The sequence below is a fragment of the Rhizobium sp. CB3171 genome, from assembly GCF_029714265.1.
Taxonomy (GTDB): Bacteria; Pseudomonadota; Alphaproteobacteria; order Rhizobiales; family Rhizobiaceae; genus Rhizobium.
Genome location: NZ_CP121654.1, coordinates 368,963 through 392,270, shown reverse-complemented (window position 1 = coordinate 392,270; position 23,308 = coordinate 368,963). Strand labels below are relative to the sequence as shown.

Here is a 23,308-nt window from a genome sequence, read left to right as displayed (position 1 = left end):
TAGACGCAAAAAATGCATTCGCCGGACGCTCACCGCGAAACTGTCCGGAGTCCGGCGGCGCCATCTTTGCGAGGGGCTGGGGACCGACGTGATAGCTGTGTCCCGCGGGATGTCGCACGGGGGTGCGGCTGCCGATCCGGCAGATAAGCATAACCCGGAAAATCTCTATGCGGTAACAGTCGAGGACGTTTCAAAGCGGGAGCCATAGCATGGCAGCACGCGAATGATCATCGTCTCATATGAGGCTGCTGCCAAGCGATTTGAATACATCGCGAGGTTCCGGCGGCCGCTGGCCAAGTGTTGAATTTGCCGCGACAGTGACAAAACATGATGAGGGCAAACCGATTGCGAAGAAAACTCCGTCGCCTTAAAGCTTTCTGAAGCGGCAATCAGCCGTGATAGCTTCGAGGATTTGTTCATGGCCACTGGTACCGTTAAGTTTTTCAATGGAGACAAAGGGTTTGGCTTCATTACCCCAGACAATGGTGGGGCTGACGTGTTTGTGCACGTGTCTGCCTTGCAGGGTGGTAGCTCTCTCAGTGAGGGACAGAAGGTAAGCTACGAAGTCGGCCAGGATCGCAAGACCGGCAAGTCGAAGGCTGAAAACGTGCGGCTGATTTAATTGAGATCTACAGAAACTGGGTCGATGTGTTGGCGGATCGATCCACGTCGTAGACGCATGCGGACATGATCGACCTTCGGGCACGGCGCCGCCAACCTTCCTATACCACTCTTTAATCGAAGGCCCGCTTCCGGTTACAATTGTTGCCGGGACGGCCAGACAATGTACGCAAATCAATTCGCCGTCCGGCAGCAGCTGCTAATTTCCGATAACGGCGGTCATCTGAATTTCGACGACAGCCCCTCCAGGCAACGAGGTCACGCCCACTGCCGCCCTCGTGCCAATCGCACCGGGTCCGATCTCTTCCAACAGGTGGTCCGAAGCAAAATCGGCAATCTGCGAATGTTTCTTGAAACCCGGGTTTGCTGCGATGAAAACAGTCAAGGTCAAGACACCCGCGATCTGTTCCCCTTCGGTGAGGACCGTTCGCGCTGCGGCAAGGGCATTTGAAGCCGCGAGTTCAACCGCATCCTTGTAGTCATCGATCGCATCCTCGCTGTCCACCGTCCCGACATGGACGATCACGCCTTTTGATCGCGGAGTCATGCCCGAGGTGAACACCAAGTCCCGATGCCGCTTTGCGATAAGATAATTGCCATTGGCAATTGGCGTGTTGAAATGGCCCGTTCTTTTCATGCGCCAGCATTCCTGTGGTAATGAAGGTTCTTCTGGGTGACTCACGGAGCGTTGCCGATGACGCTGCTCGATTGGATGCGCACCTCAATTCAATGCAACTCGATGGCCCAATTAGCTGCGATTTTGGCCGGGCCATAACTCCAGCTTCTGGTCGAGGTTTCTGCCAACCGAACGGTAAGCCGCGATAACTGTGTTTGCCATCAGCATTGCGATCGTCATGGGACCTACGCCGCCGGGCACAGGTGTGATCGTCCCGGCAACCTCGGCCACTTCGCTGAAAGCAACGTCTCCGACCAGACGTGTCTTTCCCACGCCGCTTTCTGGCGCGGCGACGCGGTTGATGCCGACATCAATCACGGTGGCGCCCTCCTTCACCCAACTGGCCTTGACCATTCCGGCACGGCCGACGGCCGCCACGAGGATATCGGCTTGGCGGCAGATGTCGGGAAGGTTTTTTGTACGCGAATGAGCCGTCGTTACCGTCGCATTGGCATTGAGCAGCAGTTGAGCCATCGGCTTGCCGAACAAATTCGAGCGGCCGATAACGACCGCGGTAAGGCCGGAGAGATCCTCACCATGGATACGCCGAACAAAAACCATCGCACCGGCCGGTGTGCACGAAACGAGCCCGGTCTTGAGGTCTCCGGTTGCAAGCTTGCCGGCGTTGACGACGCTCAAGCCATCAACGTCCTTTTCCGGCTGGATCGCCTGGATGATTGCTTCGCTATCGAGATGCGTGGGCAGCGGCAATTGGACCAATATACCGTGAACGGTGCTGTCCGCATTGAGCGTGTTCACCAAGGCGGCGAGATCGCCCTGGCTCGTATGTGTCGGCAGCGTGTGCTGAACTGATTTGAAGCCGCACTCCTTGGCCATGCGGCTCTTGGAGGTCACATAGGTGTGGCTTGCCGGATCATCGCCGACAATAATGACGGCTAGGCCAATCGTGCCGCCGTCCTGCTGCTCCAAGGCCGCAGCCGCGGTCTTCACCACGTCGATTACCGAGGCCGCGACCGCTTTTCCGTCGATGATCGTTGCACGCCTCATCCCATACGCTCCGACGCGTAGCTGCCAGGGCTGGCCGGAAAAACGACTGTTCGATTGCCGTTCAAGAAGACACGATGGTGGATGTGCGCGTGAATGGCGCGCGCAAGCACTTGGCTTTCGACGTCGCGACCTATCGAGACATAGTCTTCGGCGCTTTGCGCATGGTTGATCCGGACAGTATCCTGCTCGATAATCGGCCCCTCGTCGAGATCGGCAGTGACATAGTGTGCCGTCGCGCCGATCAGCTTCACGCCGCGCTCATAGGCCTGCTTGTAGGGGTTGGCACCCTTGAAGCTCGGCAGGAAGGAGTGATGAATATTGATGATCTTGCCGGACATTTTTCGGCACATCGCGTCCGACAAGACCTGCATATAGCGTGCAAGCACGACGAGCTCGGTGCCGGTCTGCTCCACAAGGTCCAAAAGCTGCGCTTCGGCCTGCGGCTTATTTTCCTTCGTCACCTTGATATGGTGGAAGGGAATATCGTGGTTCACCACGACCTTCTGGTAGTCAAAGTGGTTCGAGACCACCCCGACGATGTCGATCGGCAGTGCCCCGATACGCCAGCGGTAAAGGAGGTCGTTTAGGCAGTGCCCAAACCGGGATACCATCAGGAGGACTTTCATTCTTTGCGTTTGAAGATGTAGCTCCGCCTCCATGCGGAACTTCTCGGCGATTGGCTTGAGACCCTCGGTGAGTGCTTCGGCGCCGATCCCTTCTTCCGAGACGAAAGAGACACGCATGAAAAATCGGCCGGTACTAAGGTCATCGAACTGCGAGCTATCGACGATATTGCAGCCCATTTCGCAGAGAAATCCGGAGATGGCAGCTACAATTCCTCTCGCAGACTGGCACGTTGCGGTAAGGACATAAGTGGTCATAGGTAGCCTTTACAAGGTTGCAGGAATTCGTCCGCTTTCTGGAAAAGCGGGCAACTTAAGCGAAAGCTGGTATTCGAGTTGGCGCGAGCGACGGTAAAAGACAGGAGCCACACTTCAGTGGCGTCAGTCAGCCGGTCAAGTCAGATAGCCGCGCCAGGTATCGAGATCGACATTCCCTCCGGACACGATCGCAACAACCGTTTTGCCTCTCCACCTCTCTCGGTCCCGCAGAACGGCGGCAACAGCGGCGGCGCCGCCCGGTTCGGCAACAATTTTCAGATCGTCCGCAAGGGTCTGCATCGCAACGATGACATCGGCCTCTGAAACCGAATACCCCTCGGCAACCAGTTTCTGGTTGATCGGGAAGGTGTTTTCGCCAGGAATTTGCGTCACGATGGAATCGCAGATCGAACTGTGACCTGGCTCGTTTCCGATGCGTTTTCCCGCCAGCAGCGAGCGCTTGGTATCGTCGAAGTGTTCTGGTTCGGCAGCATAAACTTTGGTGCCGGGAGAAGCTTGTGCCATCGCGGTCGCTATTCCCGCGATCAGCCCGCCGCCGCCCACCGGGCACACGAGAGCGTCTGCGGACGTTTTCAGCTTCCCCAGTTGATCCGCAACTTCGAGACCGATTGTGCCTTGCCCCGACATCAAAACATAATCGTCGTATGGAGGGATCAAGGTTGCACCCGTTTCGGCCGCTATGTCTCGTGCAATCTTCGCGCGGTCTCCTGTCAAACGATCATAGGTAATGACTTTTGCGCCATATTCCGCGGTATTGCGCAACTTCACTGCAGGTGCGTCCTCCGGCATGACGATTGTCGCGGGAACCCCCATCTCGGTGGCCGCGGCCGCAACGCCTTGTGCATGGTTTCCTGAGGAGAAGGCCACCACGCCCGCGGCGCGCTCTTCGTTGCTCAACGAAGCGATCTTGACGTAGGCGCCGCGGATTTTGAATGACCCCGTGCGCTGCAAGCATTCTGCTTTGACAAGCAGACGGAAGCCGAGTTTGCAGTTAAGCAGTTCAGATTCAAGTAAGGGCGTGACCCGGGTGACGCCCGCAAGGACCTGGGAAGCCTTTAGGATCATGGAGTATTCAAGCATGGCACGGCTTTCCTTCGAAAATGCATTGTAATTCGCGTGGCGTTCGCGATCAGTTCATTCGAACGCCGGCGTTATCGGGATCCAGTGGCCGTCGAGAAGGGAGCACTGAACCGCAAGCTTCCTCGAACAGCCGGATGTCGTCGGCGCTGTCGCAATAGGACATCACCAAGCGATATCCTTGGCCCGCGCCTTTCAGGTTCCACGGCCGCAACTGAATCGCCCTTTGGCGGAGAGCCTCCGTCAGGGTGGGCGGCAGCATGGCGAACACTTCATTGATCTGTACTGGATGCGCCACCTGGACATCGGCGCACTGCTTTAAAGCATTCAAGACCCGCGCCGCATTCCGGTTCGCCTGCGAAGCATTTCGATGCCACAAATCCCCCTCCAGGTAACTGAGGAGTTGAGCCGACATGTAGCGCATCTTCGAAAACAGGTGGCCCGCACGCTTGTGCATGAATGTCAGCCGGCGGGCGATTTCCGGATCGAAAGTAATGACAGCTTCCGCATTCATTGTTCCATTCTTGGTTGTTCCGAAAGTCAGAACATCGACCCCTGATTTCCAGGTTGCCTCCGCAGGGGAGACACCGAGATGGACTATCGCATTTGCCAAACGCGCTCCGTCCAGATGGACCTTCAATCCAGCCTTATGGGCGATCGCGGTCAATTCCTGCATTTCGACCGGCTCGTAGACGACACCCGCCTCCGTTGCCTGAGTGAGGCTGATCGCACTTGCGGCCATGTGATGCACATTGCCGATGCCGTGCTGTTGCAGGGCCTCAGCCAACGTCTCGGCCGATATCTTATGATGGTCGCCAGAGAGCAAAGTCATCCGGCCACCACCACTGTAGAACTCGGGCGCTCCGGCCTCCGTCGTCACGATGTGCGCGGCCTGGTGGCAGAAGATGGTGCCGTAGGGCGGGGTAATGGCGCCGAGTGCTAACCCATTTCCGGCGGTGCCTGTGGGAACCGGAAAAACAAACGCTTCGCGCTCAAAGAAATCGGAGAAGGCAGGTCCTACTCGCGCTGTATATTGGTCGGCACCGTAGGCAGTCTCAATACCATGGTTGCAGCTTATTAGCGCCGTCATCACCTGTTCGCAGACCGGAACGCCGTTGTCCGAATTGAAATGATACGTTGCTATTTTACGTCCTCCCGCTTCCGGCGAAGCCACCGTTGAATTCGGCGCAAGCGTCTTCCAGCACATCCCAGAGGTAGTCGGCCGAGGCGAAATCCGTCAGCATGTGGAGCCCGTAGGAACCCTCGTGCGTTTGACGGATCAAGACTGCGCCGATCCGTGCAACAACCGTTTGCGCCACCTCTCCTGGTTCGAATTTGCCATCACGCAGATCGACCCCGCAGATCTTCGACATCATCGGTGCGACAGAGTTTCCCTTCAGATAAAGCCAGCTGTGGCTGTCAGCGCGGGGGAGCGGGTAGCCGATCCGGGTAGCGCCCTGCGCGCTGTCAGCATTCCAGGCGACCTCCAGGTCGCTGCAGAACTCGCTTCCTGCAACTTTTTGATCGAGGATGAGATATTCCTCTTTTCCCAAACGCGCGATCAAAGTGCTGTCATCAGAAGCGACAGCCCTGTTCGGCCGATCTGGTAGGATGCGGACTTTCGCCGTCAGCCATTCCGTCGCGCCCGCACCCTTGAAGCCTGTTCGCCCAAACCCGGAAAAATCGTGGATGATAACCCCTTTGTCGTCTCGGACCGGGGGCGCCTTCTCGAACCGGTGGCCGAACGGGCTTTTTGCAACAGCGCCCATGTTCACATCTCCTGCCGCAGGTTTTCGGGATCGTAAAAATGAGAAGAAACGACTTCGGCCTGATGCTCGGTGCCGTCGCTCGACCGCAGGGAGATTCGGCTTCCAAGGCTCGCCTCAAGCCTGTCGGCGTAGGCCATTCCAATGACCTTTCCCAAAGTTGGAGAATAAGCAATCGACGTTATGAACCCAACGATCGACCCATTTTTCACGACAAGGTTTGATTCCTGGAGCGCAGAAGCGGGCATCCGGTCAATCGCGAATCCGACGAGCTTTCTGCTCGACAGCGTCTTGCCACGGAGCTCCAGGCTGCGCTTTCCAATGAAGAAGGGCTTCGAATTGGCCACCGCCCAGCTCATGTCAAGTTCCTCCGGCGTTGTCATGCCGTCGGTGTCCTGGCCAATGATCACATGCCCTTTCTCGAGCCGCATCAATCTCTGCGCTTCAAGACCGAATGGACGAATTCCGAGGGATTGTCCCGCTTCCCCTATTGCTCGCCAAAGCTCTGCGCCGAAGCGGGAAGGGACGTGGATCTCGTAGCCGAGTTCTCCGATGAAGCCGACGCGGAATACGCGTGCCGGAATGCCGGCCACCTTTCCTTCCCGATAGGCGAGATACGGGAAGTCCTGTGGCAAGAGGGCAATGTCATCGGTCAACCTTTCCAGGACCCTGCGCGCATTGGGGCCGGCTAGGTTGACGCCCGCGTAAGCGGCCGTGACGTTTGCGATATCGACGTCGAGGCGCCACTGCGCATTCCACCAGAGCATATTGCGGTAGATCCGATCGACACCCGTCGTGGTCGCAGTGACGTAGAAGTATTGTTCTGCGCGACGGCAAGCGACACCGTCATCGATCACGGTACCCGCTTCATTCGTCATCAGGAGATAGCGTGTCTTGCCAACGGGTAGCTTGACGTAGGCAAACGTGTACATCCGGTTCAGAAACTCTGCCGCATCAGGACCGCGAATATCCAGACCGCCCAAAGTGGACACATCGATCATGCCGACATTGTTTCTGACATTCAGCGCCTCATCGGCGATGAGCGTTTTGTCGTCTCGTCCGCGGCCGTAAAATGCTGGTCGCATCCAATTGCCGGCCAGGAGCCACGATGCCCCTTGGGCCGCATGCTGTTCATGCATTGGTGTTCGGCGCATCGGCGTGAATTTCCGTCCCGCGAGCGTTGCGATCTTCTCCGTGGTAACGGGAGGACGCGCGGTCGTGACGCCGACGTCGCTGACGGAGCGCTTGGTCTCTTTCGCGACGATCATAGCTGTCGCCAAGGCGGCATGGCGGCCTTGGCTCGGTCCCATGCCAACCGTCGAAAAGCGTTTTACCAGCTCGAGTTCACGGTATCCGTCTGCGACCGCATTCTTGATATCCTTGACTTGCAGGTCCTCGTCGAAATCAACGAAATCCTTGCCCTCCGGATGGGGAAAGATCGGCCAGGGATGGTTGGGAGAACCTGGACGACGCGTTGGCAGAGCGGGCAGATCTTTGATCTCGTATCCACGTTTGGTTGCCGCCAAGGCGCCTTGCGCCGCCCCGTGAGCAACGCAATCTTCCGTGTCAAAATAGCCGTCGACCGATCCAGCAAGAAGGACGGCGCCGTCCTGGCCGGAAATTTTAAATTGCGCGGCCGCGCTGTCGTAAGCCAACCTACCACCTGATTGGAGCGGCAACTGATAGGCGGGAACGTAGCCGACAGACATGCAGACCAGATCACAATCAATCTTTCGGCGCTTGTTACCAGCGTTACCCTGAGCATCGATCTCTGCAACTTCGACAGCGCGAACGTGAACGTAATCCTTTTCAGGCTGCGCTTCCCAGACGCACCAACCATCAAGTACCTCGACCCGTCGCGCCACGACCTCTGAGCGGTTCGGCCCGCTATGGCCATTCTTCCGCAAATCGCAGATCGCAGCCAGTTTCACGCCCGCGTCCAAGAGGTCGAGCGCCACGCCATAGGCTTCATCATTACTGGCGAGAATGACTGCACGATTGCCAGGCTTGACGCCGTAAAGCCGTATCAGCCGCTGAGCGGCGGAGCCCTGCATAATTCCGGGCAGGTCATTGTTACGGAACTGAGATGGCTGCTCGATCAGCCCGGTTGCGAAAACAACCTGCTTTGCGCGCAGCTTGTGCAGCCGGTTCCCGCGAATAACCGGAAGCCAGTTATCGGAATACCAGGCATTGCAGGTCGCATCGGTCCAGATTTCGATGTTGCGATGAGCCTCGACTTCGCTGATGAGGTCCCGCTCGATTTTCAAGCGTGCGTAGTTGAGTGCCCCGCCGATGATAGGGTTCTCATCCACGATGAGCACGGATGCCCCAGCATCGGCCGCAGCGATCGCAGCGGCTAGGCCCGCCGGACCTGCGCCGACAACGATGACGTCGTACCAGCCATAGGCCTTGTCGTAGTAGCCTTCGGTCGGCTTGCTGATATCGAGCTTGCCCAAGCCCGCCTTGGCCCGGATGCGGGGCTCCCAGATTCGTTCCCAAACACCCTTGGGCTTAAAGAAGGTCCGATAGTAGAAGCCGACCGGCATGAACCGCGATAGCCGGTTCATTGCAAAGCCGCTATCCTTGCGCGCTGATTTGCTGACGTTTTGCGCCCGAACCGCCAAACCGTTCGAGATCGGATGACGATCCGCGAAAACACTCACCTCGTTTCCGATTTGGACGAGCGTGTTGGCATCCTGTGCCGCCATCGTGAGAACGCCACGGGGCCGGTGATACTTGAAGGATCGTGACAGGATCCATTCGCCATTGGCCGCGAGCGCCGAGGCGATCGTATCTCCCGCAACCCCTTCATACTCGCGGTCGTCGAAGGTGAATTTGATCGTCTCTGATGCGTCGATAAGCAGCCCCTGCCGCTGTGTCGATTTATTCATAACACCTCTCCCAGAGGTCCATCTGCCGGTACGGGGAACGTGGCCAAAATTTCATCGGTCATCGTGTTGCGTTCTGCCAGGAACCAAAAATTTGTAGGTGTGTGACACCACCACTCGCGTACGACCCCCGCCGTATTGTTGGACATCCAGATATAGGCTGCCCATTCTTTGTCGCCCGTGGTCGCGGGATCCGGTTGCCGATGGACCTCGCCGTGGCACTGAAATTCTGTGATGTTGCGCGGCCCGTTCAGAGGGCATGTCATGATTTTCATGTATCAGCTCCTCAATGGCTCGCGGCCGTAGCGCCCATCTCATTGACCAGATCGAACCGCTCGAACCGATCCAGTTGGAATGGCTGGATCTCCTCAGGAATGCGATTGTCCGAAATAGCTTTGGCGAGGAAGAACCCGCTGGCGGGCGTTGCCTTGAAGCCCCAGGTGCCCCAACCGGCGTCAAGCCAGTAGTTCGAGAGCGGGCTTCGACCCATGATCGGGCTATAGTCCGGCGTCATGTCGGTAACGCCGGCCCACTGGCGCAACACCTTCAGTTCGCCAATAAACGGGAACATTTCGAGAGCCGAGGCTGCTAGGCTCTCTTTGAGTTCGAGCGTCGAACGTGTGTTGTAGAGTTCGTAAGGGTCAGAGCCGCCCCCGATGACGAGCTCGCCTCGCGCGGATTGCGAAATGTAGCAATGAAGCGCGGTGGAGGAGACCATCGGATCAAGAAATGGCTTGATAGGATGGGTGACCATTGCCTGAAGCGGGAAGCTGCGGATCGGCAGCTTCAATCCGACCATCTTCGCGACGACCGATGAATATCCGGCGACACATTGGACCACGATCCCTGCCGAGACGTCGCCACGATTGGTACGAACGCGCGTCACCTTGTCGCCGACGACGTCCATCCCGACAACCTCGGTCCGCTGGTGAAGTTCAACGCCACGCTCACACGCGCGGATGGCATATCCCCAGACCACGGCGTCATGGCGCGCTATGGCCGCATTCGGATGCCAAAGGCCGCCGAGGATCGGCATCCCTTTGATGTCGAGGTTCAGGGATGGCACAAGGTCCTTGATCTGCTTGCGATCGATGATCTCGTTTGCTTCGCCGCAGAAATTGCCGGCATCTGCGCGAAGTCGCAGCGAGCGCGACACTCCATCGGAGTGAGACAGCGTGAGTTGGCCCCGCCGGGAATACATCATGTTGTAGTCGAGTTCGTTGGAGAGCGCTTCGTACAGCCTGAGCGACCTCGCGTAGAACCTGATCGAGCGCTGATCAGTGTAATTCGACCGGATGACGGTGGTGTTTCGCGCGGTATTGCCGCCTCCGAGATAGCCTTTCTCAAGAATGGCGATGTTCTTGATGCCATGGTGTTTTGCCAAGTGGTAAGCCAGCGAGGCGCCATGCCCCCCGCCGCCCACAATCACGACATCGTAATGCGACTTTAGATCCGGCGTTCGTGGAATCTCCTCACGTGCCGGATAGGCTTTCGAAAGACCATATTTTAGGAGCGCGAATACCATTTGAACCCTCCCTACGGGCGGTCTGAGAAGGGTTGGCTCTGCTCCATTGCGCGCGCAATGTCCAAAACCAACGCCTCGTTGAAGCGGGGACCCACCAGGAGTAGGGCGGCAGGAAGGCCTTCGCCCGCAGCCAACGACTGAGAGGCCGTCACGCTGCGATTGCCCCTCAATACGCTCGCCGAAAAGAGCCGCGAAAAACCTCGTCTTAGAAAGGCGCCTGGCATATCACCTGTCCACGTTAGGTCGCGGGATTGAGAACCTTTCGCTGCGCTCGATTGCGTGCGCGGTCCGCAAGACCGTCTTTTCGTCGAAGTAGCGGCCGACGAGTTGCAATGCGATCGGAAGGCCTTCCGTGTGCATCCCGCATGGCATGGTCAGCGCTGGGTGCCCGGTCATGTTGAAGAAGGTGGTATATCGGGTTATGGCGTTGCCCACTGCCTCATCGATACCGTTCCTTCTTACCGTTACGGTGCCGATCTTCTGCGCGATCTCCGGCGTTGCTGGAGTAAGGATCAGGTCGACCTCGTCGAAGAGTTTGTTCGTCTCTTGGCGGTAAACTTCGACAAATCGCTTCGCTTTGACGTAGTGCTCCGCAAGGATGCATTGCCCTAGCGCCAGACCGGCCCGGAAATCGGCGCCGTAGAGCTCGCCCCGCTCCTGCAGATAGGCCGAGTGAGCGCTGAGCGCCTCGGGCATTTGCACGGTGAGAGAAACGGTGCGGCTATGCTCCATGTCCGGGAAGGTCACCGGCACCAACTGAGCGCCGCACGAGACGAGATACTCTTTGACTCGCTCAAGGGCGGCAAGGATCTCGTCGTCGGCTCTGTCATAGTAGAAATTGAGGGGAATGCCGACACGCAAGCCGGCGATTTCTTGATTGAGTGCCTCTGCGTAATTGTCGACCGGACGGTTGACCGACGCGGAGTCGTTTGCATCGTAGCCGGCAACGATACCGAGTAGGTCCGCACAGTCAGCGATCGTCCGGGTCATCAATCCGACGTGGTCGAGGGTCCAGCAATAGGGAACGACCCCTGAAGTCGGGACCCGCCCGATCGTTGGCTTGAGCCCAACCAGTCCGTTGAGTGCTGCCGGGGCACGAACTGATCCGCCGGTATCGGTTCCAAGCGCCGCCGGAACGAGGCCGAAAGCGACTGCAGCCGCCGAACCGCTCGACGACCCCCCAGCAAGACGCATCGGGTCGTATGCGTTGACGGACGTGCCGTAGACCTCGTTTTCACCTGTCGCGCCGTAGGCGAATTCGTGCAGGTTGGTCTTGCCCAAGCTGATCGCCTGAGCCGAGCGTAGCTTGGCGACTGCATAGGCGTCGGCCTTGGCGACCCGATCATGGAAGACCTTGGACCCCGCGGTTGTCAATACGCCCTCGACGTCAAACAAATCCTTGGAGGCGTAAGGTATTCCAGCAAACGGCGAACGATCCAGGTCACCGCGCGACACGGTCGCTGCCTCTTTGCGCGCGGCATCGATCGTGGTCGTGATGAACGCTTTTGACAGCCCGTTATGTCGCTCGATGCGTTCAGCGAAGGTGCCTACCAATTCCGATGGCGTTATCTGTCCGCCCCGAATCATCGACTTCAGGCTGCGTACATCTTGGAATGCGATATTGTCAGTCATGCCTGTCTGCACCTTGAACGCTCATTGCAGGGGGCGTAGTCCCAAGATCGATTTTTCGGAGCTGTTCGAGCTCGTTGAGCAAATCTTGGAAGCCTGTGATTATTCCCAATTGAGGATCAACCAGCTCGTTGATTTCAGCGTCAGACCAGCTATGCGATGCCATTTGCGCGCAGATGCCGGTCAACGTGTCTTTGGTCAGTTTCTGCATCATGCCCTCCTTATCGTTGTGAAGAGCGTGCGCTGAAGCGTTTCCTCGAAGCGCACGCACCGATATTCAACGTACGATCAAAGTCTCGGGCGTTTTGTTCGTCAGGATCTCGCCGCCGTTCTCGGTCACCATGACGGTGTTGGAAATGAAATAGTCAGCGACCTTGGTGTTGGTGAACCAGGAGTGGGCATGCACGACCATGCCGACTTCGATCTTGCGGGTAGACTTAGGGAACAGGCTGGTGACCATCGAGCCGCCTGTCCAGCTTGGCGGGAAGCCGATCCCGACAAGGTAGCCGCAGTGATGGCGATGATAATCGACAAGGCCTGCACTGGCTGCTACCTCATGCCAGGCCTCGTAGGCATCACCGGCTTCCGCGCCCGGCTTAAGCGCGTCACAAATTGCCTTCATGCCTCGGATGGCCAACTCGGCGGACTCTTCAACACCCTTGGGCGCACTCCCCACATAAACCAGTCGGCCCATCGGCGACTGGTATTTGCGATAGGCAGCACACGTCTCAAGGAAGACGGCATCGCCGTTCCGGAATATCTCACCACGCCATGTCGTGTGCTCCTCCCCGAGGCGGCTCGTCGGACGGATGAACGGACCGAAGCCTGGATATTCGCTGCCCTCAAGGATCATCTTATGATGATAAGCCGCGGCGACCTCGTAGTCCGACGCGCCGTCCCGAACCGCCTCGACAGCTGCCAACGTTCCAAGGTCGACGGCGTGAGCGGCCTTTCGGGTATATTCCATTTCAAGCGGGGACTTGATGAGGCGGATGTCGTCGAGGATGCCGGAGGCGTCGACCCAGACAATGCCCGTGCCGTCGGCCTGGATGCGTTCAGCATGCCGCGCAGTAAGGAAGAGGCTGCGCTTTTCGATACCCACGCGCGCGCCGGCAAGCCCCAGATCCTTCATCGCCTGATGAACGTAGTCGGAGAGTTCTTCATGGTCCTTGTGGCCGTAGAACTTCGCGTTCGTCACCTGGTTTTCGACGGTGATCCTTTCCATGGCGCGGCAGCTCAGTGCCATTTCGCCGTTCCGGTTCAGCACAAGGACGTGCGCTGCGAAGAAGCCCCAGTGATCCAATCCGGTCAAATAGTAAATGTTTTCCGGGACGGAAATCACGACGCCATCAAGGTTGTTTTCCACCAAAGCCCTTTTCGCTTTGGCGAGGCGGCGATCAAGTTCGTCCTGGGGAAAGGGTGATTGGTACGTCATGAGTGTTCCTCGGCTGAAATGTTCGGGGATTGGTTAGAGGTATACCTTTAGTAATCTCGCCGCGAGGAAACTGCAAGCCAATTTTTTGCAGAGTCCGCGATTTTGCCTGCATTTTAGGAATATTCGGCCGATCTTAAAGATTCTCTTGCAATGATCGCCCTGTCAATGGTACACCAATAGAGCAATTCTGCAACAAGCCCGATAAAAGGGGGAACAAATGAGAATGACAAACATCTTCACCGCAATCGCTGCCGCGAGCGCTCTCTTTGTCGGTGTCTCTCACGCCAATGCCGATGATCTCACCGACCGCGCCAAAGCCGGAAAATCGATCCGGATTGGCTTTGCTCACGAAATTCCCTGGGCCTACCCGGGCGACAAAAATGAGCCGTTGGGCTTCGCGAACGCTCTCGCCCTCGGCGTCCTGAAATCTATGGGCTACACCAACATCGAGCCGGTGGTGACCGACTGGGGCGGCTTGATCCCGGGCCTGCAGGCGGGTCGCTTCGATATCATTACCGGCGGCATGTACATCACCGGCAAACGCTGCGCCAACGTGAGCTTTGCAGAGCCGATGGGCAAGTTCGGCGACTCCTTCGTCGTCAAGAAGGGTAACCCGAAGCACATCGAAACATATCAGGACATCAAGAAGAACGACTCGGCGATGGCAACCGTCGCGGGCTTCGTGAACGTCGATGCGGCGCTCAAGGAAGGGATCGCCGAAGACAAGATCATGCAGCTTCCGAGCCTCACGGAAGTTCTTGCGGCCGTCAAAGCTGGTCGTGCTGACGCCGGCGCCGGCAACGACTTCGCGATGAAGGATCTCGTCAAAAGTGCTCCCGATGACATCGAAGTGACAGACTCATCCGCCCTTCCCGAATGGACTTTCAACTGGGTCGCGATCGCGTTCAAGAAGGAAGACAAGGACTTCCTCAAAGCCTACAATGAAGCCCAGGCCAAATATCTCGGCACTCCCGAGATGCTCGAGTCTGTGGGCAAGTTTCAGTACACGAAGGCTCAGCTTCCGGGGGACGCTAAGACCGATTGGGTTTGCTCAAACCGATAACCTCCCAAGGTTAGGCGGGCTGCATTACGCGCAGCTCGCCTATATTGTTGAAGTGAGCTTCAATGGCATATATCTCGTTCCTCTCCGAGTACGGCGGCCGGTTCATTGACGGCGCGCTCGTCACCGGACTGCTGTTTCTATGTTCTTTGGCACTGGCGACTGTGCTCGCGCATGTTTTCGGCCTTATGCTGTTGTCATCGCAACTCGCTGTGAAGGCCGCGGCCGTCGTCTATGTCGAGTTTTTTCGCGGTACGTCGCTCCTCGTTCAGCTTTTCTGGCTGTTTTTTGTGCTGCCGCTCTTTGGGGTGACTCTGGACCCCTTTCTCACGGGTTTCCTGGCAGTCGGGCTCAATCTCGGCGCCTACGGCGCCCAACTTGTCCGGGGCGCGATCCAGTCGGTACCCCGCGGCCAATGGGAGGCGTCCTACGCATTGTCGATGTCTCCCGCAAAGCGCATGCGGCGGATCATAATCCCCCAGGCGCTGGCCATCATGCTGCCGGCATGGGGCAACCTCGTAATCGAACTGCTGAAAAGTACCGCTCTCGTCGCTCTGATCGCGGTACCGGATCTCATGTTCGAAGCGCGACAGCTCAATAACTCTACCTATCTATCCACGTGGACTTTCGGGACCGCTCTCATCATCTATTACATCTTCGCTCGGTTCCTGATCACGCCGTTCATGCGTTTGATGGAACGGGTCATGGCACGTCGACTGGGAAGGACTTGAGCCATGCAATGGAACTGGGAATTCACAGCTGAGATCCTTCCCCGCATGCTTTGGGCTACGCTGAACACATTGATGGCAGCGGGCATCGGCTACGCGATTGCGGCAGTGCTTGGTCTGGTATTGGCGGTCGCCCAACGCACACCGTTTCGCCCCCTGATGCTTACAATACGGGAGATGGTGGAGTTTCTGCGCTCGACCCCTCTCGTGCTGCAGATCTTTTTCGTCTACTTCGTCGGCCCGGAATATGGGATCTCACTTAGCCCTTGGGTGGCAGGCATGATCGCTATCGGCCTCCATTACGCTGCATACCTTTCTGAGGTCTATAGAGGCGGGATTGAAGCCGTTCCTAAAGGCCAATGGGAAGCCTGCACAGCCATCAATCTGTCAACCGTGCAGACTTACAGGCGCGTGATTTTGCCACAAGCGCTCCCGCCGTCGGTAGCCGGAATGGGCAATTATCTCGTCGGGATATTCAAAGATACGCCCATGCTTTCGGTCATCGGCGTTGCTGAGCTCATGCAGACGGCAAACGCGATAGGGGGACAAAACTACCGCTATCTCGAGCCTTACACGATTGTAGGCATCATCTTTCTAGTCATCTCGCTGGTCTCGGCTAGCGCGATCCGTGGCTTCGAAGCCTGGGTCCGTCGCAAATTAGGAATGTACTGATGGAAGACCTCTCCTCCTTTCCGCTTGAACTCACCGGCCCGGACATCCCGATGGTGCGTTTCATGAACGTAAGAAAAACTTACGGTGACTTCGTCGTGCTCGACAATCTCAACCTCGATGTGGCGCCGAGCGAGCTGGTCACTGTGATCGGACCGTCAGGATCGGGCAAAACGACTGTTCTGCGTATGCTGATGACGCTCGAGAAGATCAATGGCGGCGTGATCTACGTTGACGGAAAGCCGCTGACCCATATGCCAAAAAATGGCGTTCTGGTCCCCGCGGACGCCAGGTATCTCCGCAAGGCCCGGTCATCAATCGGGATGTGCTTTCAACACTTCAATTTGTTCCCGCACATGACGGCGCTCCAGAATTGTATGGAGGGACCTGTGCAGGTGCTGGGGCTGTCACGCCAGGATGCCCGAGAACGGGCGGAAGAGCTTCTCTCCTTGGTGGGTATGATCGACAAGAAGGATCAGCACCCCGCTCGTCTTTCCGGCGGCCAGCAACAACGCGTCGCGATAGCCCGTGCCTTGGCGATGAGGCCGAAGGTCATGTTGTTCGATGAGGTGACGTCGGCTCTCGATCCGGAAGTCATCGGCGAGGTGACGAATGTCATCAAGGACTTGGTACCGAAGCATAAATTGACGATGCTGATGGTGACCCACCAGATGGGATTTGCACGAGACATATCGGACCGGATTTGCTTTTTCTATGCCGGCAAGATCGAGGAGCAAAACTCGCCCGATGAGCTGTTCACCAATCCTCAAAGCAAACGAACGCAGCAATTTTTGAGTGCGGTCAAGGCAGCGGATTGACGTTGGAGCGGCGATGATAGTTGGAATAGCGGGCATCGGGGCCATCGGGTCGTCAGTAGCAAAGGCGCTGGATCGGGGAGACATAGAGGGGTGCCGGCTGGGCGCTATTTCAGCGCGCAATGCGGACCGTGCTGAAAACTTCGTCGGCGATTTGACGGTACGCGTTCCAAATTTGTCGTTGCATGAGTTGGCGTGCGAGTGCGACATCGTGCTCGAGGCTCTGCCTCCGCAGATGTTTGAGCAGGTTGCGCTTCCGGTCCTGAACGCAGGCAAGACGCTGATCGCAATGTCCGCGAGCCAACTTCTCGAAAGAAATGACTTTGCAGAGCTGGCTCGTTCCTCGGGAGCGCGGATTGTTATCCCATCTGGCGCTATGTTGGGGTTGGATGCAATCAAGGCGGTTGCAGTTGGAAAGATCCATGAGGTGAGGATCGTCACCAGGAAGCCTCCGGCAAGCCTATTGGCTGCTCCCTATATTGTACGAAACGGGGTGAACCTTGAGAACCTTGAGAACGCGGTTTGCATCCTGCAGGGAACAGTGAGCGAAGTTGCCCGGGAATTTCCTGCAAACGTCAACGTAGCAGCGGCGGTCAGCTTGGCTGGGGTTGGACCGGATCGCACCAAGATGGAAATCTGGGCAGACCCTGACCTGCACGTTAACACCCACACGGTCAGCGTTCGATCCGACAGTTCTGATTTTTCGATGTCGATCCAGAATCGGCCGAGTGACGAAAACCCGGCCACTGGCCGGATAACGTCGCAAAGCGTTATAGCATATATGCGTCAGCTCAATGCTGTATTAAGCATCGGAACGTGATGAAGCGCGGCGGACCAAGGGGGTCGCAAGGAAGATCATTATGACGAGTAGCGAAGTCCCACTCTCCAACGGCATCGGCGCCGTCTCCTTGAACGAAGCTCATGATGGACCCTCGGAAGAAGAGAGGTCCGCCGGCAAAATGAGTAAGCAGGAAATATACCTGGAACTGAGACGGCGAATTTGCCTCCTCGATTATCAGCCGGGTAGCCGGCTCAATGAGCGGGAGCTCGCGTCGGAGTTCGGTGTCAGCCGAACGCCGCTGCGCACCGTTTTGCAACGTCTGGAGTATGACGGACTGATCGTAAGCCAGCACGGTAACGGAACTGAGGTCACCTCGATCGACCTCAGTTCGATGCGAGACATCTATATCGTGCGCATGCGACTGATGGACGCGATGGCGGAATCGTCACCCCTTCCGGTAACTGACGACATCCTCGACGAAACTCAGGAGTTGGAACAATCCTGCCGCCAGCTATTGGATGGCAAAGATAAACGGCAGTTCGCCGAAATCATTATCTGCCTGCATAAGATCCTGCACGGCTTGAGCAGCAACGGACCGCTCAGGGACTTCAACGATATTTTGTTCTTTCAATCGGCAAGGTTCTGGTTTTTGCTTCTTGAAAAGATGAACTTTCGTCAGCAGGTCGAAGACCTTCTGGATGAGCTACGAATGATCCGCCGAAGCCTCGAACTGAGAGATGTTCGCTTGGTGGCCACGGTTCACAAATCACACCTTGCGATGGTGTTGTCCCGGCTCGATGCGATGGAGGCTGACAGTCAGCTCGTTTAACCCACGAGGTCCCTACGGCCACTGTGCGATCACAAGCAGCTTGCTGTTCGCCGGAGTCGTTCGTCAGGGCCAGGGCCTGGCGTTTTAGAGCATAGAATGGGGTCAGGAGATGACGACTATAGGCGTTATCGGCACAGGGGATTTCTCCGCGTATCTGATTGCCGCCTTAAGACGGGGTGGCCATACAGGGCGGATCATCCTCTCGCCGCACAATCGCATAAAGGCTGAGGACCTCTCGGCGCGTTATGGCTGCACCGTTGCGGTGGATCAACTGAGTTTGATAGAGGAGGCCGACTGGATCCTGCTTGCAGTGCGACCAGAGCAGCTCGCTTCAGCGTTGCCTACGCTAGCGCTACGGCCGGGCCAGACGCTAATTTCAGCTGTCGCCGGCATCGCTGCTGCCGAACTACGTGTCGCAACAGGTGGCAGCATCCGGGTCGTGCGCATCATGCCGTCGAGTTACATCGAGGCGATTGGTGACGGCCTCATTCCGATGTTTCCCGCGTGCCCGGAAGTGGAAGCCGTTTTGGCTGCCGCGGGAAAAGTTCTGGTTCTGAACCATGAGGACCAACTCGACCTCGCGATGATCGGAGCCTGCCTGGCGGGCTGGACGTATCGCTTTATCGCTGAGCTCGAAAACTGGTTTGTCGAGCGTGGACTCGAGCCAAACCAGGCCCGGGCGCTGGTTGCGGGAAATATAGCCGGAGCAGCCGCCTATGCAACGGTACTGCAGGATGTCTCTCTCAATGCGATTTCTGACGCTATCGCAACACCGGGAACTTTCACGAAGACCGGCCTAGACCATCTCGCGCGGACAAACGCGGCTGTCCCTTGGGTCGAAGCTCTGGAAATCGTTCATCGCGACTTGCCCGCATCCCGCACTGGTCAATCGAATATACAGATGCGCTCAAAGGAAACACGGTAGGAACTTTCACGCGTGTCAACGTGCGCCTCGTCACGGCGCGCATCGGATCGATGTCGGCCGCGGCGAAGCCTCCCTTCGGACTGCCGCTCGCTAGCCGCAGGCCGAAGGCAATGCCTCGGCTCAATGCCAAGGCGTGTACTCATAGACGATTTCAAGGTCGTCCTCGGCGTCGATTTCTTCGGAAGGGCGCATATTCTTGTGGCTGGGTGGTCGCCTCGTCAGTCAAACCTGAGTATTGAAGCGGAGGACAGCCGCACTCAGGCTTAAGACATTGGCGCGGCTGCGTTCCCGGGTGTTCGGGCTGCCGATTGGATGGATGGAGTTAGTCATGTCGATCGAAGTTCGCGCGCGATTGTCGAAAGGGCGTTTGGCCGGGCCCAAAAGATGGGGGCTTCCCATCGAAAGGTCCGAAGAGTTTGAGCGCTGGGTCGATGAATGGACAAGAGGCGAGATCGAGATCGCCACGCTGCGCCAACGCTAGATCGAATTGCTGAAAAGGCGGGAGCAGCCTTGGCGCAACCGCTGAGGTCAGCGACAAACCAGATGCGCTATTCCGCTCCTTATGGATCAGTGTTGCAGAATTCCGCATTCTAGTTTATCTTCTGGCCGTACGATATTCCGTACATCAACCTTTATATGAGCGATATTCCGCATGACTACCACGATTTTCAACGCTCTTGGCGAACAACTCTTGGCCGCCCGTAAACGGCGAGGTCTCAGTCAGCCCGCGCTTGCGACAAGGCTCGGCCGGGACCGGGCGCGAATATCGGAACTCGAACGGGACCTTGCGACGGATCGGCGGGGTAGGGACCGACTGACCCTGTTTGCCGAAATCTGCGATGCACTCGACCTTATGCCGGTCCTGCTGCCGAAGTCCCGGGTCGGGGAAGTGAGGGCGCTGATTGGCGATAAGGGGGAACAGCCGAATAGAAGTGCGGCGGCCAGCGCATTCGAGGAACTTTTTGTCGATCTCGATGAAGACGACAAAGGGGAGCCGTGATGGCGAAATCTTCGGCGATCCTCGGCGTCCATCTTCTGGATCAGACACAAGGGAAGGTTAGGGTAGGCACCCTGACGCGCGACAGTGACGGCGCAGTCGCGTTTGTCGTTGCGGAAACATTCCTACGGGATCCAAAGCGGCCAATTCTGAGCCTGGGTTGGTTCGATCCTGACGATGACGAGGGCACACGCAATCATCTGGCGCGGCGCGGTGACAAAATTGGGCTTCACGGCACATTGCCACCATGGTTTTCAGGGCTGCTTCCGGAGGGCGCCCTTAGGGATCTCGTGTTGAACGAAATGGGGCCGGGCGATCACGACGAATTCGACGTTCTGAGCCGCCTGGGTGGCGATCTCCCCGGCGCAATTCTCGTCGTACCGGAAACAGCGATCCCAGCGTCAGCCGGCCCGATCACCATCGAAAAGGTACATGGCGTGGATGTCGCGCTGCCTGACGGCGCGGTCAAATTCTCGCTCGCAGGTGTCCAGCTCAAGTTCACAGCCAACGTCGAGGGCGAGCGACTGACGGTTCCCGGTCGCGGTAACACCGGCCGTTGCATCATCAAGGTCGCAAGCGAGCGATTCCCGGGTTTGCCCGAGGCTGAATACGCGGCCATGCATATGGCAAAAATGATTGGCGTGCGAACCGCAAATTGCCGGCTTGTCTCCAGCGATGTCATCAGCGGCGTTCCAGCGGAACTCTTGGCCCACGGAAAACGCGTTCTCGTCGTCGATCGCTTCGACCGTGCCGACGATGATCGTCGCATTCACATCGAAGACGCAGCCCAAATTCTGGGAGCGATAGGCGATCGCAAATACACGATGGCGACGACTGAAACCATCATCAACATGGTGCGCCGCTTCAGTACCGATCATCGCGATGACATATTGGAATCCATCCGCAGGGTTGTTGCAGACGTGCTTTTGGGCAATGGCGACAACCATCTTAAGAACTGGTCTTTTCGCTTTCCGGCACCCGGCGAAATCCGATTGTCGCCTGCCTACGATATCGTCCCGACCGTACTTTACATTCCATCCGACACTATGGCGTTGAGGTTCGTCAAAACCCACAGCTTCGAAAACGTGAACCTTCATCGCTTTGAGAGGGTCGCAAGTTTTCTTCGCCTAGACGAGAAGCTGATCATCCGCGAGGTCGTGGCGACAGTCAGTCGTGCGCTGGAGCATTGGCCGACATTGGCGCCCGAATTGCTCGGAGAAAAGAAAGCAAAGCAGCTTCTCGATCGCCTCGAGACTCTGACCCTGGTGGACGAAGTACACCGTCAACCGTAGTCTTCGACCGTGCCGGATCGGCTTGAGCTCCGGGTCTTTGACGCTGGCGAACTTCATCTATGGCTTTCGCAGTACGTCGCAAAACGAAGTGCGGGGACCACTTTTTTACCTTTTATTTTCAATTGGAGAAGCTCATCCAAGTGCATCATGCCGGTGTTTAGGGTAGGGGATCACCCCTCCTCATGCAAATGCGCCAGGAACACTTCCGCTGGCGTTTTGTAGCCGAGGCATTTCCGCGGCTGGTCGTTGAGATGGCGGGCAAGGTGGATCAAGTCGCGCTGAGAGACGGCTGCAAGATCAGTATCGCCTGGCATGAAGCGACGAATGCGCTTGTTGGCATTTTCGACGGCTCCCTTCTGCCAGGGTGCACTGGGATCGCAGAACCAGCTGCGCGCGCCAATCCCATCTTCCAAAGCCCTGAATCCGGCAAACTCGGTGCCGCGGTCGAAGGTGAAGCTCTGGCGTGCGAAGGCTGGCAAAGGAGAGAATGTTGCGATGATCTTGTCCATGATCGGACGGGAGTGTCGGCTTTGGTTCTTGATCATCACGGTGTAGCGGCTTTTGCGCTCGACCAATGAGGTGAGGTTGGCATGACCGAGCTCGCGTTCGAAGATCAAAAGGTCGCCTTCCCAGTGACCGAACCTCGTCCGATTGCCAATAAAATCAGGTCGTTGCGATATCCGATGACTGGCGGGAAACACGCTATTTCGTGGCTTTCTGGAGCCACGGGGGCGGCGCTTGCGGCGCGCCTCCGGCAGATAGCGATAAAGCCCCAGCCCGTAATCCTCCTTGCCGTAGATGAAGCGGTAGATCGTCTCCTTGCAAATGCGAACAAGGCTCAGGCCGTCCAACAGCAGACGGCCGGCGATTTGCTCCGGTGACCAGTAGGCCTCCAGCTTCTCAATCACCATACGACGCAGATGCGGATGGCGTCTAAGCTTTCGCAAGCGCCGTCGTCGCTCCTTGGCAATGTCATCGGCAACCGTCGAGAAGTAGCCGCTGTATTCGGGAAGCTCGCGGTCATGGAACGTGTTGCGCCTGATCTCACGATAGATGGTCGAGCGGTGACGACCGAGCTGGCGGGCCATCTCGTTGATCGGCACCTTGCGCTCGACAAGATGATGAAGGCGACGACGATCGGCGAGGGTCAATTGCTGATAGCATCGGGACATGCCAAAATCTCCAAAGTGAAGCCATTGAAATCATTGGCATGTCGCACTTGGAAATAGAATGTACCAATGTGATACAGAACATCAGATAATAGGAATTATGGAACTCATAGACGGTTTGTCGGCTGTTACTCAGATGAAGGCAGCGCAATGTGTTTTGCAAGACACCCCGACCACTTGAGCGCGGGATCGAGACGCTCAGAGAAATTACAGGCGCCCATGATAAAGATGCCCTCGTTTTTCTCGCCGCCATCGATCATTTCCAAGAGTGCCGAAACGAGAGAGCGTCCAACGCTCCTTTGCTCTGCCAAGCAGCCAACGAGGTCGGGATGAAATGCGCATCGAGCGTTTTTGCCAGAATGCGCGCGAATGCGGTCTTTCCGCACCTCCCGCTGCCCACTAAAGAGCAACCGGCTATCGATATTGGACCATCTCAGCTTACCTGTACGCCACTCGGCAACTTCACCAACGAGCGTTGACGCCCAATCGCGGGCTGCGCGGTAGCCTCTTACACTA

General features: G+C 57.3%; 24 protein-coding genes. 11 read left to right on the top strand and 13 right to left on the bottom strand.

Annotated features, from left to right (window positions below):
* Positions 1-418 precede the first annotated feature (418 nt).
* Positions 419-622: a cold-shock protein gene (locus QA648_RS33820; protein WP_120709063.1), complete on the top strand. Its 204-nt coding sequence runs from the start codon at positions 419-421 to the stop codon at positions 620-622.
* A 198-nt stretch (positions 623-820) separates the two neighbouring features.
* On the opposite strand, the gene QA648_RS33815 is transcribed toward QA648_RS33820, so the two are convergent.
* From QA648_RS33815 to QA648_RS33760, 12 genes are all read right to left on the bottom strand, one after another.
* Positions 821-1,258, bottom strand: coding sequence for a RidA family protein (locus QA648_RS33815; protein ID WP_120709062.1), 438 nt, complete (start codon positions 1,256-1,258; stop codon positions 821-823).
* Positions 1,259-1,369: 111 nt separating this feature from the next.
* Positions 1,370-2,305 (bottom strand): bifunctional methylenetetrahydrofolate dehydrogenase/methenyltetrahydrofolate cyclohydrolase, encoded by a 936-nt coding sequence (locus QA648_RS33810; protein WP_283054426.1) that lies wholly within the window; start codon positions 2,303-2,305, stop codon positions 1,370-1,372.
* Positions 2,302-3,186: a formyltetrahydrofolate deformylase gene (purU, locus tag QA648_RS33805; protein WP_283054425.1), complete on the bottom strand. Its 885-nt coding sequence runs from the start codon at positions 3,184-3,186 to the stop codon at positions 2,302-2,304. Before purU ends, QA648_RS33810 begins: the two co-directional genes overlap by 4 nt.
* 135 nt (positions 3,187-3,321) lie before the next feature.
* Positions 3,322-4,287, bottom strand: a complete 966-nt coding sequence (locus QA648_RS33800) for a threonine/serine dehydratase (protein WP_283054424.1) — start codon at positions 4,285-4,287, stop codon at positions 3,322-3,324.
* Between the two features lie 49 nt (positions 4,288-4,336).
* A complete protein-coding gene (locus tag QA648_RS33795; protein WP_283054423.1) occupies positions 4,337-5,458 on the bottom strand; it encodes a beta-eliminating lyase-related protein in 1,122 nt (373 codons plus the stop codon).
* Positions 5,430-6,053 (bottom strand): hypothetical protein, encoded by a 624-nt coding sequence (locus QA648_RS33790; RefSeq protein ID WP_283054422.1) that lies wholly within the window; start codon positions 6,051-6,053, stop codon positions 5,430-5,432. The genes QA648_RS33795 and QA648_RS33790 overlap by 29 nt, the downstream gene beginning before the upstream one ends.
* Before the next feature lie 2 nt (positions 6,054-6,055).
* Positions 6,056-8,941, bottom strand: a complete 2,886-nt coding sequence (locus tag QA648_RS33785; RefSeq protein ID WP_283054421.1) for a 2Fe-2S iron-sulfur cluster-binding protein — start codon at positions 8,939-8,941, stop codon at positions 6,056-6,058.
* Entirely contained in the window at positions 8,938-9,213 is a 276-nt protein-coding gene (locus QA648_RS33780) for a sarcosine oxidase subunit delta (protein ID WP_283054420.1), read from the bottom strand. Before QA648_RS33780 ends, QA648_RS33785 begins: the two co-directional genes overlap by 4 nt.
* Positions 9,214-9,224: 11 nt before the next feature.
* Positions 9,225-10,463 (bottom strand): FAD-dependent oxidoreductase, encoded by a 1,239-nt coding sequence (locus QA648_RS33775; RefSeq protein WP_283054419.1) that lies wholly within the window; start codon positions 10,461-10,463, stop codon positions 9,225-9,227.
* Positions 10,464-10,688: 225 nt separating this feature from the next.
* Positions 10,689-12,095: an amidase gene (locus QA648_RS33770; protein WP_283054418.1), complete on the bottom strand. Its 1,407-nt coding sequence runs from the start codon at positions 12,093-12,095 to the stop codon at positions 10,689-10,691.
* Complete coding sequence (locus QA648_RS33765; RefSeq protein ID WP_283054417.1) at positions 12,088-12,303, bottom strand: hypothetical protein; 216 nt, start codon at positions 12,301-12,303, stop codon at positions 12,088-12,090. The genes QA648_RS33770 and QA648_RS33765 overlap by 8 nt, the downstream gene beginning before the upstream one ends.
* Before the next feature lie 66 nt (positions 12,304-12,369).
* Positions 12,370-13,527, bottom strand: a complete 1,158-nt coding sequence (locus tag QA648_RS33760; protein WP_283054416.1) for a Xaa-Pro peptidase family protein — start codon at positions 13,525-13,527, stop codon at positions 12,370-12,372.
* A gap of 217 nt (positions 13,528-13,744) precedes the next feature.
* On the opposite strand from QA648_RS33760, the gene ehuB reads away from it, so the two are divergent.
* The 10 genes from ehuB to QA648_RS33710 all read left to right on the top strand — a co-directional run bounded on the left by ehuB (position 13,745) and on the right by QA648_RS33710 (position 21,623).
* On the top strand, positions 13,745-14,590 hold the full coding sequence (gene ehuB / locus QA648_RS33755) for an ectoine/hydroxyectoine ABC transporter substrate-binding protein EhuB (protein ID WP_349254328.1): 846 nt from the start codon (positions 13,745-13,747) through the stop codon (positions 14,588-14,590).
* A 62-nt stretch (positions 14,591-14,652) separates the two neighbouring features.
* Positions 14,653-15,318, top strand: coding sequence for an ectoine/hydroxyectoine ABC transporter permease subunit EhuC (gene ehuC, locus QA648_RS33750; RefSeq protein ID WP_283054415.1), 666 nt, complete (start codon positions 14,653-14,655; stop codon positions 15,316-15,318).
* A gap of 3 nt (positions 15,319-15,321) precedes the next feature.
* Positions 15,322-15,987, top strand: a complete 666-nt coding sequence (gene ehuD, locus QA648_RS33745; protein WP_283054414.1) for an ectoine/hydroxyectoine ABC transporter permease subunit EhuD — start codon at positions 15,322-15,324, stop codon at positions 15,985-15,987.
* Positions 15,987-16,802 (top strand): ectoine/hydroxyectoine ABC transporter ATP-binding protein EhuA, encoded by an 816-nt coding sequence (gene ehuA / locus QA648_RS33740; protein ID WP_283054413.1) that lies wholly within the window; start codon positions 15,987-15,989, stop codon positions 16,800-16,802. Before ehuD ends, ehuA begins: the two co-directional genes overlap by 1 nt.
* Positions 16,803-16,815: 13 nt before the next feature.
* Positions 16,816-17,619, top strand: coding sequence for an aspartate dehydrogenase (locus QA648_RS33735; protein ID WP_283054412.1), 804 nt, complete (start codon positions 16,816-16,818; stop codon positions 17,617-17,619).
* A 40-nt stretch (positions 17,620-17,659) separates the two neighbouring features.
* Positions 17,660-18,409 carry a GntR family transcriptional regulator gene (locus QA648_RS33730; RefSeq protein WP_283054411.1) on the top strand — a complete coding sequence of 250 codons (750 nt, stop codon included), beginning with the start codon at positions 17,660-17,662 and terminating at the stop codon, positions 18,407-18,409.
* A gap of 109 nt (positions 18,410-18,518) precedes the next feature.
* Positions 18,519-19,334: an NAD(P)-binding domain-containing protein gene (locus QA648_RS33725; RefSeq protein WP_283054410.1), complete on the top strand. Its 816-nt coding sequence runs from the start codon at positions 18,519-18,521 to the stop codon at positions 19,332-19,334.
* Between the two features lie 328 nt (positions 19,335-19,662).
* The gene (locus QA648_RS33720; protein ID WP_283054409.1) at positions 19,663-19,815 is read left to right on the top strand and encodes a hypothetical protein; all 153 of its coding nucleotides are present in this window, start codon (positions 19,663-19,665) and stop codon (positions 19,813-19,815) included.
* 171 nt (positions 19,816-19,986) lie between these two features.
* Complete coding sequence (locus QA648_RS33715; RefSeq protein WP_104825811.1) at positions 19,987-20,334, top strand: helix-turn-helix transcriptional regulator; 348 nt, start codon at positions 19,987-19,989, stop codon at positions 20,332-20,334.
* A complete protein-coding gene (locus QA648_RS33710) occupies positions 20,334-21,623 on the top strand; it encodes a type II toxin-antitoxin system HipA family toxin (protein WP_283054408.1) in 1,290 nt (429 codons plus the stop codon). The genes QA648_RS33715 and QA648_RS33710 overlap by 1 nt, the downstream gene beginning before the upstream one ends.
* Before the next feature lie 170 nt (positions 21,624-21,793).
* Here the strand turns inward: QA648_RS33710 and QA648_RS33705 are convergent, their stop codons facing one another.
* Complete coding sequence (locus tag QA648_RS33705) at positions 21,794-22,795, bottom strand: IS30 family transposase (RefSeq protein ID WP_283051097.1); 1,002 nt, start codon at positions 22,793-22,795, stop codon at positions 21,794-21,796.
* Positions 22,796-23,308 lie beyond the last annotated feature (513 nt).

What these genes read in the sequence shown, in the direction of transcription:
- QA648_RS33790 (WP_283054422.1), bottom strand. Translation starts at nt 6,053, where the DNA reads ATGGGCGCTGTTGCAAAAAGCCCGTTCGGCCACCGGTTCGAGAAGGCG.
- QA648_RS33810 (WP_283054426.1), bottom strand. Translation starts at nt 2,305, where the DNA reads ATGAGGCGTGCAACGATCATCGACGGAAAAGCGGTCGCGGCCTCGGTA.
- QA648_RS33735 (WP_283054412.1), top strand. Translation starts at nt 16,816, where the DNA reads ATGATAGTTGGAATAGCGGGCATCGGGGCCATCGGGTCGTCAGTAGCA.
- QA648_RS33780 (WP_283054420.1), bottom strand. Translation starts at nt 9,213, where the DNA reads ATGAAAATCATGACATGCCCTCTGAACGGGCCGCGCAACATCACAGAA.
- QA648_RS33710 (WP_283054408.1), top strand. Translation starts at nt 20,334, where the DNA reads ATGGCGAAATCTTCGGCGATCCTCGGCGTCCATCTTCTGGATCAGACA.
- QA648_RS33815 (WP_120709062.1), bottom strand. Translation starts at nt 1,258, where the DNA reads ATGAAAAGAACGGGCCATTTCAACACGCCAATTGCCAATGGCAATTAT.
- QA648_RS33705 (WP_283051097.1), bottom strand. Translation starts at nt 22,795, where the DNA reads ATGTCCCGATGCTATCAGCAATTGACCCTCGCCGATCGTCGTCGCCTT.
- ehuC (WP_283054415.1), top strand. Translation starts at nt 14,653, where the DNA reads ATGGCATATATCTCGTTCCTCTCCGAGTACGGCGGCCGGTTCATTGAC.
- QA648_RS33770 (WP_283054418.1), bottom strand. Translation starts at nt 12,095, where the DNA reads ATGACTGACAATATCGCATTCCAAGATGTACGCAGCCTGAAGTCGATG.
- ehuB (WP_349254328.1), top strand. Translation starts at nt 13,745, where the DNA reads ATGAGAATGACAAACATCTTCACCGCAATCGCTGCCGCGAGCGCTCTC.
- ehuA (WP_283054413.1), top strand. Translation starts at nt 15,987, where the DNA reads ATGGAAGACCTCTCCTCCTTTCCGCTTGAACTCACCGGCCCGGACATC.
- QA648_RS33800 (WP_283054424.1), bottom strand. Translation starts at nt 4,287, where the DNA reads ATGCTTGAATACTCCATGATCCTAAAGGCTTCCCAGGTCCTTGCGGGC.
- QA648_RS33820 (WP_120709063.1), top strand. Translation starts at nt 419, where the DNA reads ATGGCCACTGGTACCGTTAAGTTTTTCAATGGAGACAAAGGGTTTGGC.
- QA648_RS33775 (WP_283054419.1), bottom strand. Translation starts at nt 10,463, where the DNA reads ATGGTATTCGCGCTCCTAAAATATGGTCTTTCGAAAGCCTATCCGGCA.
- ehuD (WP_283054414.1), top strand. Translation starts at nt 15,322, where the DNA reads ATGCAATGGAACTGGGAATTCACAGCTGAGATCCTTCCCCGCATGCTT.
- QA648_RS33715 (WP_104825811.1), top strand. Translation starts at nt 19,987, where the DNA reads ATGACTACCACGATTTTCAACGCTCTTGGCGAACAACTCTTGGCCGCC.
- QA648_RS33765 (WP_283054417.1), bottom strand. Translation starts at nt 12,303, where the DNA reads ATGCAGAAACTGACCAAAGACACGTTGACCGGCATCTGCGCGCAAATG.
- purU (WP_283054425.1), bottom strand. Translation starts at nt 3,186, where the DNA reads ATGACCACTTATGTCCTTACCGCAACGTGCCAGTCTGCGAGAGGAATT.
- QA648_RS33725 (WP_283054410.1), top strand. Translation starts at nt 18,519, where the DNA reads ATGACGACTATAGGCGTTATCGGCACAGGGGATTTCTCCGCGTATCTG.
- QA648_RS33760 (WP_283054416.1), bottom strand. Translation starts at nt 13,527, where the DNA reads ATGACGTACCAATCACCCTTTCCCCAGGACGAACTTGATCGCCGCCTC.
- QA648_RS33785 (WP_283054421.1), bottom strand. Translation starts at nt 8,941, where the DNA reads ATGAATAAATCGACACAGCGGCAGGGGCTGCTTATCGACGCATCAGAG.
- QA648_RS33720 (WP_283054409.1), top strand. Translation starts at nt 19,663, where the DNA reads ATGTCGATCGAAGTTCGCGCGCGATTGTCGAAAGGGCGTTTGGCCGGG.
- QA648_RS33730 (WP_283054411.1), top strand. Translation starts at nt 17,660, where the DNA reads ATGACGAGTAGCGAAGTCCCACTCTCCAACGGCATCGGCGCCGTCTCC.